Consider the following 15017-nt stretch of genomic DNA (forward strand, 5'->3'; position numbering starts at 1 on the left):
GACCCGGGCTGGTCCTGACCCGGGCTGGTCCTGACCCGGGCCCGGCTCCGGCTCCCGTGGCGGCCGGAGCCGCGCGCCGCGCGCGGTATCGGCCCGGGAAACGGGTAAGGCTGGTCCGCGGGCGCCCGACGGGTGCCCGCGGACCACGACCGAGACCCCGACCGCGGTAGGGAGCTGCCCGATGAACACCGCCGAACTGCTCGCCGACGCCTACGGCCGTATCCAGGAGGCCGTCCACGAGGCCGTCGACGACCTCTCAGCGGAGGAGCTGTCCTGGCGGCCGGACGAGGGCGGCAACTCCGTCGCCTGGCTCGTCTGGCACCTCACCCGGGTGCAGGACGACCACGTCGCCGATGTCGCCGGCCGTGAGCAGCTGTGGACCGCCGACGGCTGGCGGGACCGCTTCGGCCTGCCCTTCCGCCCCTCCGTCATCGGCTACGGGCAGTCCGCCGCGCAGGCGGCCAAGGTGCGGGTGGACGACCCCGCGCTGCTCACCGGCTACTACGACGCCGTCCACGAGGCCACCCTCGGCTACGTCGCCGGCCTGGCCGACGGCGATCTCGACGTGATCGTGGACGAGCGCTGGGACCCGCCGGTCACCCTCGGCGTCCGCCTGCTCAGCGTGGTCAACGACGACCTCCAGCACGCCGGCCAGGCCGCCTACGTCCGGGGCCTGCTCCTGCGCCGCCGCTGAGCCCGGGCACCCCGGGCACCCCGGGGCAGCGGGACCGCCCGCCGCGCCCGGCCGGGCACGGCCTACCGCCGGCGGTCCTGCCTCCCGATGGCCTCGGGGGTGACGGGCGTGAAGAAGTTGACCAGGTTCCCGTCGGGGTCGCGGAGGAGGGCGGAGCGGTTGCCCCACGGCATCGTCGTCGGCTTCTGGACGAACTCCTGTCCGAGGGCGGCCAGGCGCTCGTACTCGGCGTCGACGTCGGAGACGCGGAACTCGATGATCACGCTGCGGTTGGCCGCCGGCTCGGCGGAGCCCGCGCCGAAGAGCGCTACGGTGCGCTCGCCCGCCACCGCCAGGGTGCCCGAAGCCGTCACGAGTTCGGCGAAGTCGGGCGTCGACCAGGCCGCGGAGGCCGCGGTGGCCTGCTCGTAGAAGGCGACGAGGCGGGCGACGTCGCCGGTGATCACACGGATCGAGGTGAAGTTCACGAGGGGTTCTCTCCTGCCGGGAACGGTGCCGGGCCGGCACCGGACGGTGGGTACGCCTCGCACGCTACGGCCGATACCGGACAGGTTCCGCCCGGTATGCAGGGCAGAATTTCGGATATGACGACCTCGTCGACGACCCGGCTGCTCGCGTTGCTGGAGATCCTTCAGAGCGGCGGCACCCGCACCGTCCCGGATCTGGCCGCGCGCCTCGGCGTCGACGAGCGCACCGTGCGCCGCTACGCGAGCCGGCTGCGCGACCTCGGAGTGCCCGTCGACCCGGTCCGCGGCCGGTACGGCGGCTACCGGCTCGCACCGGGCTACCGGATGCCGCCGCTGATGCTCACCGACGAGGAGGCCCTCGCCCTGCTGCTCGGCCTCCAGGCCGCGCAGCGGGCCGGGCTGGTCACGAGGTCGGCCGCGGCGGGGGAGAGCGCGGCGGCGAAACTGCGGCGGGTGCTGCCCAAGGCGCTGGGCCGGCGGTTGGAGGCGCTGCTGGACACGGTCGGCTTCACCGAGCGGCCCCGTCCCGCCGCGGCCCCCGAGACGGAGGTGCTGCTCGCACTCGCCGAGGCCGCGCGCGACCAGCGCCCGGTGGTGATCGGCTACACCGACCGAGCGGGTCGCGCCAGCGAGCGCACCGTCCGGCCGTACGGCCTCGTGGCGCACTCCGGGCGCTGGTACCTGACCGGCGCCGACCCCGCCGCGGGCGAAGGGGAGGTGCGCACCTTCCGGCTGGACCGGATCACGGCCGTGACACAGGGGACCGGCTCCTTCGCCGTACCGCCCGGCTTCGACCCGGTGGCCGCGGTGCTGGACGGACTGGCGCGGACGCCGTGGACCCACGACGTCCGGGTGCGGGTGCAAGCCGACGCCGACCACGTCCGGCGCCGTCTCCCGGCCGGCGTCGCCACGGTGACCCCGGTCCCCGGCGGGGCCGCGCCCGGAGCCGCCGGGGCCGAGGAGGGTCCCGGCGGGGCCGCGGCGGCGGACGGGCCGGCCGGGTGGGTGCAGGTCCGGGTCCGGGCCGAGCGGCTGGACTGGCTCCCCGGCGTCCTGGCCGGCCTGGACCGCCCCTTCGTCGTCGAACGCCCGGCGGAGCTGCGTGCTCTCGTACGGGCGCTGGCCCGCCGGCTCGACGGGTACGCCGCAGAGCCGGAGCCGCCGTCGGACGGGGAGCCGCCACCGGGCCGGGCACCGGCCTGACGCCCGGTCCGGTGCCGCTCCCGCCGCCGCGGGGGCCGCCTCAGCGGCCGCCGGGCAGTGCCCCGGAGGCGACGCGCGGCGACGGCCGGCGCGCCCGCATCGGCACACCCCGGAAGGTCTGCACCAGGATCGTCAGGGCGCCCGCCGTGACGCACTGGTCGGCCAGGTTGAAGATGCCCGAGTGGCCGACCTGGATGAAGTCCAGCACCGCGCCCCGGCCGAAGCCCGGTGTGCGGAAGAGCCGGTCGGTGAGGTTGCCGCCCGCGCCGGCGAAGACCAGGCCCAGGCCCACCGCCCATCCCGTCGAGCGGACCGAGCCGGCGGTGCGCGCCACGAACGCCAGCACCCCGAGCGCCAGCAGGGTGAAGACCAGCGTGGCGTGCGGCGCGAACGACCCGGCCGCCCCGGAGTTGCGGAAGGCCGTGAACGTCACCGCGCCGCCCAGCGCGTGCGAGGGCTGGTGGCCCTCCACCGCCACCGCGGCCACGGCCTTCGTCACCTGGTCGACCGCCAGCCCGGCCGCCGCCGTCAGCCACAGCAGCCGCTGCCGGGTGCCGCCCTCCGCGGCATCCGGGTCCGCGAGGTCCCCTCCGGCCGGGTCTCCCCGCCGCGCCCGCCCCGGGCCGCCGGCGGCATCCGCCGCGCCGCCGGCCTCCACGTCCTGTGCCATCGCCCGCCTCCCGTGCGCGCCCACCCCGGTCGGTGCCTGCCCGCGCACCGGAGAACCGTTTCGGCGCCCGAGGAGTTCCCGACCCTGCCCCGAGCGGGCGACCACGCTCCGCCGAGCGGGCGACCGTGCTCCGACCGGCGCGTTCTGTTCGGCGCCGCCCGGGGGCGCGCGAAGGGGTCGCCCACGCCCCCCTGTGCAACCGGTCCAACCTGCTTGCGGCCAGGCGCCGATGGTAGAGTTACTTAACCTAAGTTAACTAACTACGCGGGTGGGGTGTAGCGCCGCATGGCGACCGAAGAAGACGCGACGACACGAATACAGCGAAAAGCCCCGCGCATCACCACGGACCACCCGAAGTACAAGTGGGTGGCGCTCTCCAACACCACGCTGGGCATGCTGATCGCGACGATCAACTCGTCGATCGTCCTGATCTCGCTCCCGGCCATCTTCACCGGCATCAACCTCAACCCGCTGGAGCCGGGCAACGTCAGCTACCTGCTGTGGATGCTGATGGGCTACATGCTCATCACCGCGGTGCTGGTGGTCACCCTCGGCCGGCTCGGCGACATCCTCGGCCGGGTGAAGATCTACAACGCCGGCTTCGTGATCTTCACGATCACCTCCGTCATCCTGTCCGTCGACCCGATGCACGGCGGCGGCGGCGCGCTGTGGCTGATCGGCTGGCGCGTCATCCAGGCGGTCGGCGGCTCCATGCTGATGGCCAACTCCGCCGCGATCATCACCGACGCCTTCCCGGCCAAGCAGCGCGGTATGGCGCTGGGCGTGAACATGGTCGCCGCCATCGCCGGCTCGTTCATCGGGCTGGTCCTCGGCGGCCTGCTCGCCGAGTGGAACTGGCGCTCCATCTTCTGGGTGAACGTGCCGATCGGCCTGATCGGAACCGTCTGGGCCTACCGCTCCCTGCACGACACCGGTGTCCGCCGCCCGGCGAAGATGGACTGGTGGGGCAACATCACCTTCGCCGTCGGCCTGATCGCCCTGCTCGCCGGCATCACCTACGGCATCCAGCCCTACGGCGGCCACACCATGGGCTGGACCAACCCGTGGGTGCTCGCCGGCCTGATCGGCGGCGTCGCCATCCTGGGCGTCTTCTGCCTGGTGGAGTCCAAGGTCGCCGAGCCGATGTTCCCGCTGAAGCTGTTCCGCAACGCGGCCTTCGCCGGCGGCAACCTCGCGACCCTGCTCGGCTCCGTCGCCCGCGGCGGCCTCCAGTTCATGCTGATCATCTGGCTCCAGGGCATCTGGCTTCCGCTGCACGGCTACAACTACGCGGACACCCCGCTGTGGGCGGGCATCTACCTGCTGCCGCTGACCGTCGGCTTCCTGGCCGCCGGCCCGATCTCCGGTGCCCTGTCGGACCGCTACGGCGCCCGGATGTTCGCCTGCGCCGGCTTCGTGGTGATGGCCGGCTCCTTCGCCGGGCTGCTCCTGCTCCCGACGGACTTCAACTACTGGGCCTTCGCGCTGGTGGTCTTCCTCAACGGTGTGGGCGGCGGCCTGTTCGCCGCGCCGAACACGTCGATCATCATGGCCAGTGTGCCCGCCGAGTCCCGAGGAGCCGCCTCCGGCATGCGGGCGACCTTCCAGAACGCGGGCATGGTGCTGTCCATCGGCGTCTTCTTCTCGCTGATGGTGGCCGGCCTGGCCCGCAGCCTGCCGCACACCCTCAGCACCGGGCTGGCCGCCCAGGGCGTGCCCGCGGCCAACGCCCACGCGGTGGCGAACACGCCCCCGGTGGGCACCCTGTTCGCCGCGTTCCTCGGCTACAACCCGATCCAGCAGCTGCTGGGCCCGGACCTGCTGCACAAGCTGCCGAAGGCCAACGCGGACAAGCTCACCGGCCGGGAGTTCTTCCCGCACCTGATCTCGGGGCCGTTCCACGACGGGCTGGTCGTGGTGTTCTCGCTGGCGATCGTGATGTCCTTGGTCGCGGCGGCCGCGTCCCTCATCCGCGCCCGCAGGACCCGCGCCGAGCAGGTCTGACCGCAACAAGCACCAGGAGGCGCCCCCGCCATGACCGACTCCGACGGGCGCGGGGGCGCCTCGCCGGCCGCGATCGCGCTGATCGTCGCCCGGCTCTACCGACAGCTCGCCCAGGCGTCCGCCGACGACCGCAACCTGACCTACGCGCAGCTGTCGGCGCTGGCCAGGATCGGACAGGCCGGCCCGCTGCGGGCCGGTGAGCTGGCCGCCCGCGAACAGGTGGCGGCGCCCTCGCTCACCCGCACCATCCGGCCGCTGTACGAGGCCGGGCTGATCGGCAAGGAGCCGGACCCCTCCGACGGCCGCTCCGCGATGCTGCGGATCACCACCGAGGGCCGGGCCTTCCTGGAGCGGATCCGCCGCGAGCGGGCCGAACTCCTCGCCCGCCGGATGGCCCGCCTCTCGGCGGACCAGCGCGAGGCCCTCGACGCGGCGCTGCCCGTGCTCGAACTCCTCCTCACGGAGTAGCCGGACCGCTCCGCCCCCCGCTACGAACTCTCCTGCGGGCTCTGCCGCGAGCCCGGCTGAGGGCCCGGTCGCGAGCGCGTCCCGGGCTCCAGCGGGGGAGCGGAGAACCCGCAGTTCGCCGCGCACTGCGGCCGCGCCGCCGGCTCCTTCGGCGGCGCGCCCAGCGCCCCGAAGGCACCAGCAGCAGGGCCAGCGCCGCGCTGGCCGCGCACAGCCCCGCGCACACCGCCATGGCCCGCCCGAAGGCGGTGTTGACCGCGTGCGGCGAGGTGTAGGCGTGGCTGGACAGGCCCACCACCAGCGGCAGCGCGGCCACCACCAGCAACTGGGCCACCCGGGCCGCCGCGTTGTTCACCCCGCTGGCCACTCCGGCGTGGTCCACGGCCACCGACGCCAGAACCGTCGCCGTCAGCGGTGCCACGAACATGCTCATGCCCAGCCCCTGCACCACCACCGCCGGCAGCACGTCCACCCAGTACGACGTGGTCGAGGGCGACACGCGGGTCAGCAGCAGCATCCCCGCCCCCGCCAGCACCGGCCCGACCGTCAGCGGCCAGCGCGGCCCGATCCGCTGCGCCAGCGCCCCGGCCGGCGCCGACAGCAGCAGCATCAGCACCGTCACCGGCAGCGTGGCCAGACCCGCGTGCAGCGCGTCGTACCCGGCGGCCGTCTGGAGCTGCACCGGCAGCAGGAAGAACACCCCGCCGATCGCCGCGTACAGGCACAGCGTCACCAGGTTCATCGCCGAGAAGAGCCGGGAGGAGAAGACGGACAGCGGCAGCATCGGGTGCGCCGAGGTCCGCTCGGTGCGCAGGAACGCCACCGCACACGCCACACCGGCCAGTGCCGGCAGCCCCACCGTCAGCAGCGACGCGTGCCCGGAGGCCGAGATCAGCGCGTACGTCACCCCCGCCAGGGCCAGCGCCGCCAGCGCCGCGCCCCGTACGTCGAAGGAGCCCGACGCGTTCCGGTCCCGGCTCTCCGGCACGTGCCGCACCGCGATCAGCGCCACCACCACGGCCAGCGGCACGTTGACGTAGAAGATCCACCGCCAGCCCGGTCCGTCCACCAGCCAGCCGCCCAGGAACGGGCCGATCGCCCCCGCCACGCCGCCCAGCCCGGACCACGCGCCGACCGCGCGGCCCCGGTCCTCCTCGCGGTACGTCGACTGCACCAGCGCCAGCGAACCCGGCGTCAGCAGCGCGCCGCCCACCCCCTGGAGGGCCCGGGCGGCGATCAGCGTCCGGCTGTCCTGAGCCACCCCGCACAGGGCCGAGGCCGCCGCGAACCACACCACGCCGATGGTGAACACCCGCCGCCGCCCGTAGCGGTCGCCCAGGCCGCCGCCGAGCAGGATCAGCCCGGCCAGCGTCAGCAGATAGCCGTTGAGCACCCACTGGAGGTCCGCCAGCGAGGCGCCCAGGTCCCTGCCCAGCCGGGGCAGCGCGATGTTGACGATGGTGCCGTCCAGCAGCGCCATGCCCGAGCCGAGGACGGCGCAGGCCAGCACCCACCGGCCGGTGCGCGAGGCCAGCGGCACGCCACCCGCGGCCGGCAGCCCAGCCTTCGCCATCGCCTCGCCGCCTCTCGCCGTGCCGATCCGGCTCCCGATCCCCGCCGCCTGGGCGTCCGGTGCGCGAGGCCGCCCGGACGCCACCCTAGGGCGTGCCGGCCCCGAGGCCCGGACCCCGCGCCGCCCCGCCGCGCGGGCGCGTCGCGGGCCGCCGGCGGCGCTCACGGGCGGGCCGGCGGGCGCGGTTCGGGCGGCGGGCGGCACGGTGCCCGCCGAGCCGGAGAGCCCGGGCCCGGACCGGGGTACGAGAATGGGGCGGGCCGGCCGCACGGCGACGACGCCGCGGCACCCGGGAAACCCACCCGGCGGATACCTGACGAACACCCGACGAACAGTGGAAGAGCGAAGGAGACGCGGATGCCGCACGAGCGCGCAGGAACACCGGCCCGGCCCCAGGACCTGGTGGACGTACCGCGCCTGGTCACCGCCTACTACGCGCTGCACCCGGACCCCGACGAGCCCGCCCAGCGGGTGGCCTTCGGCACCTCCGGCCACCGCGGCTCGTCCCTGGCCACCGCGTTCAACGAGGACCACATCGCGGCCACCAGCCAGGCCATCTGCGAGTACCGCGCCCAGCAGGGCACCGACGGGCCGCTCTACCTCGGCGCCGACACCCACGCCCTGTCAGAGCCGGCCCGGGTCACCGCCCTGGAGGTCTTCGCCGCCAACGGCGTCACCGTGCTCGTCGACGCGAACGACGGCTGGACGCCCACCCCGGCGGTCTCCCACGCCATCCTCGCCCACAACCGGGGCCGCACCTCGGGCCTGGCCGACGGCGTCGTCGTCACCCCCTCCCACAACCCGCCCACCGACGGCGGCTTCAAGTACAACCCGCCCAACGGCGGCCCGGCCGCCTCCGACGCCACCGGCTGGATCCAGGACCGGGCCAACGCCCTGATCGCCGGCGGCCTGAAGGGCGTCCGCCGCATCCCCTACGCCCGCGCGCTGGCCGCCGACACCACCGGCCGCCACGACTTCCTCGCCGGCTACACCGACGACCTGCCGGCCGTGCTCGACCTGGACGCCGTCCGCGAGGCGGGGGTGCGCATCGGCGCCGACCCGCTCGGCGGCGCGTCCGTCCAGTACTGGGGCCGGATCGCCGAGCGGCACGGCCTCGACCTCACCGTCGTCAACCCGGAGGCGGACCCGACCTGGCGGTTCATGACGCTGGACTGGGACGGCAGGATCCGCATGGACTGCTCCTCGCCGTACGCCATGGCCTCCCTGATCGCCCGCAAGGACGACTACACCGTGGCCACCGGCAACGACGCCGACGCCGACCGGCACGGCATCGTCACCCCCGACGGCGGCCTGATGAACCCCAACCACTACCTGGCCGTCGCCATCTCCTACCTGTACCGGCACCGGGAGCAGTGGGGACCGCAACTGGCCGTCGGCAAGACCCTGGTGTCCTCGTCGATGATCGACAAGGTGGTCGCCGACCTGGGCCGGCCGCTCACCGAGGTGCCGGTCGGCTTCAAGTGGTTCGTGGACGGCCTGATCGGCGGCACCCTGGCGTTCGGCGGCGAGGAGTCGGCCGGGGCGTCCTTCCTGCGGCGCGACGGCGGGGTGTGGACCACCGACAAGGACGGCATCCTGCTGGCGCTGCTGGCCGCCGAGATCACCGCCGTCACCGGCCGCACCCCCTCGCAGCACTACGCCGACCTCACCGACCGGTTCGGCGCCCCCGCCTACGCCCGGGTCGACGCGCCCGCCGACCGCGAGCAGAAGGCGGTGCTGGCGAAGCTGTCGCCGTCCCAGGTGCCCGCCAGCGAGCTGGCCGGCGAGCCGGTCACCGCCGTGCTCACCGAGGCGCCCGGCAACGGCGCCGCCATCGGCGGTATCAAGGTCTGCACGGAGAACGCCTGGTTCGCCGCCCGGCCCTCGGGCACCGAGGACGTGTACAAGGTCTACGCCGAGTCCTTCCTCGGCGAGGAGCACCTCGGCCGGGTCCAGGAGGAGGCGCGGTCGATCGTCTCGGCCGCTCTGAAGGCCTGACGGGAGGCCTCCGGGGCTTGGAGGAACCCCGCCGGCTGGAGGGCGCCTTCGCGGACCCGAGGAGTCCCCTGCGGGCCGACGGCCGGTCGGACGCGGCCGTCGGCCCTGAGCCCCACCCGCGCTTCCGGGCGGTCCCCTCGCGGGCCGCCCGGGAGCGCGGACCTCGTGCTCAGGCCAGCTGCGCGGCCTGGAGCCCCGCGTAGGTGCCGCCGCGGCGCAGGAGTTCGGCGTGCGGGCCGATCTCCACGATGCGCCCGTCCTCCATCACCACGATCCGGTCGGCGCCCCGGATCGTCGACAGCCGGTGCGCCACGACGAAGACCGTGCGGCCGCGCACCAGCCGGCCCAGCGCCTGCTGCACCAGCGCCTCCGAGCGGGAGTCCAGCGCCGACGTGGCCTCGTCGAGCACCAGCACCCGCGGATTCCGGATCAGCGCCCGGGCGATGGCCAGCCGCTGCTTCTGGCCCCCGACAGCCGGGCGCCCCGCTCGCCGACGACCGTGTCCAGGCCGTGCGGCATCCGCTCGATGAACTCCAGCGCGTTCGCGTCCCGCAGCGCCGCCAGCACCCGCTCCTCGGGCACCTCGTCCATGCCGTAGATGACGTTCTCGCGCACGCTGCCCTCGAAGAGGATCGAGTCCTGCGGCACCACCGACAGCCAACTGCGGTAGTCCCGGAGGTCGAGTGTCTCCATGTCGACACCGTCGAGGAGGATGCGGCCCTCGGTGGGGCGCAGGAAGCCGATCACCAGGTTGAGCACCGTCGACTTGCCCGCGCCCGAGCCGCCGACCAGCGCGATCGTCTCGCCGGGGCGCACGTCCAGGTCGAAGCCGGTCAGCGAGGGCCGGTCGTTCTCCGGGTAGGTCAGGCCGACGCCGCGGAACTCGAAGCGGCCCACGACGCCCTCGACCGGCGCCTTGCCGTCGTTCTGCTCCAGATCCGGCGCCTGGAGCACCTCGCCGATGGAGCGGACCGACTCAAGGCCCTTGCCGATCTGCGGAGTCAGGGTGAGCAGTGTGGTGACGGAGGCGGTCAGGCTGGAGAAGTACGCGCTGAGCATGACCACGGTGCCCGGGGTGACGTTCAGCCAGCCGTAGTAGGCCACCAGCGCCGAGCCCGACAGGCAGGCCACGCCGATCGCGTTGAGCAGGATCCAGGCGATGGACCCGAACCAGCCGTTGAGCCGGTCCAGCCGCAGCCCGGCGTGCAGCACCTCGCCCAGGGTGCGGTCCATCCGGTGCAGGGCGGCGTTCTCCAGGCCGTGTGCTCGGGTGATGGGGATCAGCGCGGTCATCTCCGTGACCCGCGAGGACAGCTGCTCCACCTGCTGGCGGAAGAGCTCGTTGCGGTCGCGCAGCCGCCGCCGCAGCCGTACGACCAGCACGGCCGAGGCCGGCACCACGACCATGTAGACGGGCAGGAACGCGGGAGCCTGGACGCCGATGACCACCAGCCCGCCGGAGAGCGTCGCGATGGCCGCGAGCCCGTTGTCGGCGGTCTGCTGCGCCGCCGTCTCGATCGTCTCCACGTCCCGGATCACCTTGGCCTGCAGGACCCCGGCGCTGACCCGCGCGTGGTAGCCGATCGACAGCTGCTGCATGCGGTGGCACAGCGCGGTGCGCAGCCGGGTGCCGGTGCGCCGGATCGATCCCTGCATGCAGCGCACGTACGCGAGGTGCAGAGGGAGGTTGAGGACGAGGATCACCAGCAGCACCGAGGAGTTCCACCACAGCACCGATATCGGCTTGTGTTCGACGACGACGTCGACGACGTTGGCGGTGATCAGCGGCAGCAGCCACACGGGGGCGTGCTTGGCGAGGAAGGCGGCGACGGCCAGGGCGACCCGGCGGCGGTCGGGGTGGAAGAGGTAGAGGAGGGTTCTGAGCGGATGCTCGCCACGGTAGCGGTGGCTGAGCGTGCCGTGTGGCAGCGCCATGGGCGGGCTCCTCGGATCACGTCTTCGCGGTGGTGCGGCATGGCGGCGGCGGGGTGTCGCGCCGCCGCGCGAGGCGTGCTTCGGCGCTGAAGCACGCGGGTGCGCGTGTGCGCGCAAACACCTTAGAGGCCGAGTGCCGTGGGGCACCCGGCTGTTTTCCGCGGCTGGTCCGGGGAGGGGCGGGAGGAGCCGGCGCCCGCTCGGGCCGGAGCTTCAGCGGGGGCCTGCGGCGCGGGCCCGGCGGTAGAGCGCCGAACCGCCCAGCAGGGCGAGCGCGCCCGCCGCACCGGCCCAGCCCGGACCGCAGGACCCGGTGCGCGCCAACTCCGGTGCGGGCGGCGGGGGTCGGCGGCGGGGGAGGCGGGCGGCGGCGCCGTGGCCGGCCCGTCGGGAGGGGCGGCCCGATGGGAGGGGTCGGCCTGCCGGGTGAGTTCGGTTCGTTGGGCGGGGCCGGAACCGGCAGGTGCGACGGCGGCGGGGGAGTGGCCGGGCCGCCGTTCGCCGCGCCGCCGTTCGCCGCGTCGTCGGCGAAGGCCGGGGCGGGCACGAGGGTCCGGCCCGCGACGCCCTGGGGCGTTCGGGCGCCGCTGCCCGACGTGAGGCCGGGCGAACCGGCGGCGCGGGCGGGCGAACCGGCGGCGCGGGCGCCCGCGGCGTCCGCCGGCGCGCAGCCGGCCGAGGCCAGCACGCCGCCGGCGACCATCGCGGTGACCAGACCTCTGCGGGCGGCGGCCCTGTCCATACGCTCACTGCCTTCCGGGAGCCCTCACCGGCGGCATTGCCCGCTCCGTGCCCGGAACAACACCTGGCGCGTCCGAATGAGCCGCGTTGAGCGCGGAATTCCCCCGGACGGGCCAACCCCCGCGGGTCCTCCGGGCCGCGGGACCGGGCGCCGCCGCGGGGAGGGACGGGCGGGGGCCGCGCACCCGGCCCGCGCCCCTGTTCGGGGTCGGGGCGTCGCGGACGGCTTCGGCCGCGGTGGCCGGGTACGCGGCCCCAGGGGCGGGACCGCCGGTTCGGTGGCGCCTCACGGGCGCGGCGGGGCGTCAGGCCGCTGTGGCGTCGGCTTCGGGGACCAGGGCGACCGATCGCTCTATGTGAGCGCGGGCGGCCGAGAGCGCGTCGGAGATCTGGCGGGTGCCGGTCGAGACGCACAGGGTGTACATGGTGTCCTGAAGCTGCTGGAGGACGTTCGAGTCGGAGTCCGAGCCGTCGGCGTGCTGCTCCTCGACGAGGAGGCGGAGCGCCTCGTAGCGCTCAACGAGCTTGGTCAGCACGGTCGGGTGGGCCATCAGCATGTCGCAACTCCTCGGTGAATCGGCGAAGTCGAGCCGCGTATTCCCGCTCCTTGCGTCGGCATGCCCAATGCCCGGAAAATTTACGTCGATAGCTGCATGAGGCGCGTCACATGAACAGCGGCGACCGGCGTAGGCCGCAGGTCGTGAGGCGGTCGGGGCGTCCGTCGGATTCCTCGCGTCCGCGCCCGGCGGCGCCCTCGTCGGGCCGTCCCCGCCGTCGGTCCGGGCGGTTCAGGCCCGGTCCCCCGCGGCTCCGGGTCGGCGCGGCGGGGCCGCGCGCGGGGGGCGGGAAGGCTCGCCCGTCCGGCGTCAGCGGCCCTCCCTGGAGGACAAGTTGACGGCGCGCCAGGTTGCGGAGGGTGACGGTCGGCGTGTCCTTCAACGGCGGTCGGCGGGACGCCACGCGGCGCGTCCTCCGTCTCCCGTCGCTGCCCGCCCGCGCGCAGGCGGCCGGCCGGCACGTGTGGGCCGTACAGGCAAGGCCCGTCCAGGCAGGGGAGTTGAGGCCGGGCGGCCGGGGACGGCGCGCGGCGGCGCAGGGCGAGAGGGCCTCGGGCGGCCGTGCTGTCCCCGGGGTGCGGGGCGCGGGCCCGCACCAGGGCGCGAGCCCGCACCGCGCGGGCACCGTGCCCGTGCCTGCCGCCGGTTGCCGCCGCCCGGCGGCCCCGCGTCAGTCGATGCTGCGCAGGATGTGCGTCTCCCAGGGGTCGTCCTCGTACCCGGCGAGACGGATGGGCGCGCACCGGGCCCAGGCGTCGAGGGGGAGTTCCTCGTTCATGAGCGCGGCGCCGTCGCCACCACGCCGCACCGTCTTCTCCGTGAGTTCGACATCTTCTGCTGACACCGCGGACTCCTTAGCGTCGCGTGGACCGGAACGCACCGGCGCGGGGTTGGCTCGCGCGTCTGCGGCGCCCGGCCGGGATTCCTGGTCGGAGGTCGGTTGGACGCGGTGGCGCCTGGGGGTGCCGGAAAGGCCGCCGAGTCGGCGGTGGTCCCGGGACGGGCTCCGGGGTGGTGTACGTCCCTGGGAGCCGGTTCGTCGCGGTCAGCCTATGCCGGTGCCGCGACCGCCACCAGCCGGTTCCGCGCCGTAAGGGCATTCATCGGACCCTTCTGTCACCTCTCCGGGACCGCCGGTCGCACGCCTGGCCGACACTTTCCGTACACGTGGGCGTACTCCCCGGCTTCGTATCCCCCTTCCGGGGGCTGTACAGGCGTGGTCCGCATACCGGACCAGCCTCCCCCGGAAGGGTGAACGGTTGCTACGGTTTTGCGTGCTCAACAGTGAAAAGGACCATGAGCCCGGGACTGCGCCATCCGGGTCACCGGGTCCGCCCGTCCCCGCGGCGCCCGATCTCCCGCGTCCCGTCCGGCGCCGTTCCCGGCTGCTGGCCGACATCTCCCCGCTGCGGGAGCACGCCGACTTCCGACGGCTCTGGTTCGGCAACGGGATCTCCGCGATAGGCCAGCAGATGACCGCCATGGCCGTGGCGCTCCAGGTCTACGCGATCACCGGCTCCAGCTTCTACGTCGGCCTGGTCGGCCTCTGCTCGCTCGTGCCGCTGATCGTCTTCGGCCTGTACGGCGGGGCCGTCGCCGACGCGGTCGACCGGCGCCGGCTGGGGATGACGACGGCGTTCGGGGCGACGGCGCTGTCGGCGGCGCTGGCCGCCCTGGCCATCCTCCACGTGCACAAGGTGTGGCCGCTCTACACGGTCGTGGCGCTCCAGGCGGTCTGCTTCGCCATGAACTCGCCGGCCCGCTCCTCGATGATCCCGCGGCTGCTGCCGGCCGAGAAACTGCCCGCCGCCAACGCCCTCGCCTCCATGGCCGGCGGCGTCGAGCAGATGGCCGGGCCCATGCTCGGCGGTGTCTTCGTCGGCTTCTGGGGCTACCAGTCGGCCTACCTCATCGACGTCGTCGCGTTCACCGCCTCCCTGTACGCGATGTGGCGGCTGCCGGCGATGCTGCCGGGCGACGACGGCGAACCCGGAAGCGGCGCCCCGGCCGTCCGGCGGCGGCCCTCGGTGACGGAGGGCCTGCGCTACCTGGCGGCCCGGCCGAACCTGCGGACCACCTTCATCTCCGACCTGGCCGCCATGGTGCTGGCCCAGCCGCGGGTGCTCTTCCCGGCGCTGGCAGCGCTCTGGTACGGCGGCGGCAGCCGCACGGTCGGCCTGCTCACGGCCGCCACGGCGGTCGGCGCGCTGATCGGCGGCGTCTTCTCCGGATGGCTTGAGCGCGTCAACCGCCAGGGCTTCGCGGTGCTCATCGCCATCGCCTCCTGGGGCGCGGCGATGACCGTCTTCGGACTCACCCACGACCTCCTGCTCGGCCTGCTCCTGCTCGGCCTGGCCGGATGCGCCGACACGGTCTCCATGGTCTTCCGCAACACCATGCTCCAGTCCGCCGCCCCCGACGACATGCGCGGGCGGCTCCAGGGCGTCTTCCTCGTCGTGGTGGTGGGCGGCCCCCGGCTCGGCGACTTCCTGGCCGGCTCCGCCTCCGACATCTTCACCCCGACCGTGGCGATCGTCGGCGGCGGCCTCGCGTGCGTCGTCGCGATCACCCTCATCGGACTGCTGCAGCGCAGCTTCGTCCGGTACGACGCCCGCACCCCGGTGGCCTGAGCGCGGAACCCTCCCCGCGTCGCGTTCTCCGGGGTCTCGGCGGTTCCCGGGGGTTCTCCTGGGTGCCCGGGGGGCTT

10 protein-coding genes and 2 pseudogenes are annotated in these 15017 nt (G+C 74.4%); 6 read left to right on the forward strand and 6 right to left on the reverse strand.

The features are described from left to right. The first annotated feature begins 181 nt into the window (after positions 1-181). The gene (locus tag BS72_RS28620; RefSeq protein WP_037914691.1) at positions 182-694 is read left to right on the forward strand and encodes a mycothiol transferase; all 513 of its coding nucleotides are present in this window, start codon (positions 182-184) and stop codon (positions 692-694) included. A gap of 62 nt (positions 695-756) precedes the next feature. Here BS72_RS28620 and BS72_RS28625 read toward each other — a convergent pair whose 3' ends face one another. Then, on the reverse strand, positions 757-1161 hold the full coding sequence (locus BS72_RS28625) for a VOC family protein (RefSeq protein ID WP_037914692.1): 405 nt from the start codon (positions 1159-1161) through the stop codon (positions 757-759). Between the two features lie 117 nt (positions 1162-1278). Between BS72_RS28625 and BS72_RS28630 the strand changes: the two genes are divergently transcribed. Continuing rightward, complete coding sequence (locus BS72_RS28630) at positions 1279-2364, forward strand: helix-turn-helix transcriptional regulator (protein WP_037914693.1); 1086 nt, start codon at positions 1279-1281, stop codon at positions 2362-2364. A gap of 40 nt (positions 2365-2404) precedes the next feature. Here BS72_RS28630 and BS72_RS28635 read toward each other — a convergent pair whose 3' ends face one another. After that, positions 2405-3034, reverse strand: a complete 630-nt coding sequence (locus tag BS72_RS28635; protein ID WP_051951788.1) for a signal peptidase II — start codon at positions 3032-3034, stop codon at positions 2405-2407. Between the two features lie 285 nt (positions 3035-3319). Between BS72_RS28635 and BS72_RS28640 the strand changes: the two genes are divergently transcribed. Together BS72_RS28640 and BS72_RS28645 are read left to right on the forward strand one after the other, a co-directional pair. Further along, complete coding sequence (locus BS72_RS28640) at positions 3320-5038, forward strand: MFS transporter (RefSeq protein ID WP_078901704.1); 1719 nt, start codon at positions 3320-3322, stop codon at positions 5036-5038. A gap of 30 nt (positions 5039-5068) precedes the next feature. Further along, positions 5069-5506, forward strand: a complete 438-nt coding sequence (locus BS72_RS28645; RefSeq protein WP_037914695.1) for a MarR family winged helix-turn-helix transcriptional regulator — start codon at positions 5069-5071, stop codon at positions 5504-5506. A 20-nt stretch (positions 5507-5526) separates the two neighbouring features. Here the strand turns inward: BS72_RS28645 and BS72_RS28650 are convergent. Further along, a pseudogene (locus BS72_RS28650) lies at positions 5527-7079 on the reverse strand (MFS transporter). Between the two features lie 357 nt (positions 7080-7436). Between BS72_RS28650 and pgm the strand changes: the two are divergent. Beyond that, positions 7437-9077 carry a phosphoglucomutase (alpha-D-glucose-1,6-bisphosphate-dependent) gene (gene pgm, locus BS72_RS28655; protein ID WP_037914699.1) on the forward strand — a complete coding sequence of 547 codons (1641 nt, stop codon included), beginning with the start codon at positions 7437-7439 and terminating at the stop codon, positions 9075-9077. Positions 9078-9246: 169 nt separating this feature from the next. On the opposite strand, the pseudogene BS72_RS28660 reads toward pgm, so the two are convergent. The 3 genes and pseudogenes from BS72_RS28660 to BS72_RS37560 form a co-directional block, all read right to left on the reverse strand. Next, a pseudogene (locus BS72_RS28660) lies at positions 9247-11012 on the reverse strand (ABC transporter ATP-binding protein). 1046 nt (positions 11013-12058) lie between these two features. Next, positions 12059-12310 (reverse strand): DUF5133 domain-containing protein, encoded by a 252-nt coding sequence (locus tag BS72_RS28665; protein ID WP_037914701.1) that lies wholly within the window; start codon positions 12308-12310, stop codon positions 12059-12061. Between the two features lie 670 nt (positions 12311-12980). Beyond that, on the reverse strand, positions 12981-13154 hold the full coding sequence (locus BS72_RS37560) for a hypothetical protein (protein ID WP_198545972.1): 174 nt from the start codon (positions 13152-13154) through the stop codon (positions 12981-12983). Positions 13155-13695: 541 nt separating this feature from the next. Between BS72_RS37560 and BS72_RS28670 the strand changes: the two genes are divergently transcribed. Next, a complete protein-coding gene (locus BS72_RS28670) occupies positions 13696-14940 on the forward strand; it encodes an MFS transporter (protein ID WP_051952058.1) in 1245 nt (414 codons plus the stop codon). Positions 14941-15017 lie beyond the last annotated feature (77 nt).

The organism is Actinacidiphila yeochonensis CN732 (assembly GCF_000745345.1).
Taxonomy (GTDB): Bacteria; Actinomycetota; Actinomycetes; order Streptomycetales; family Streptomycetaceae; genus Actinacidiphila; species Actinacidiphila yeochonensis.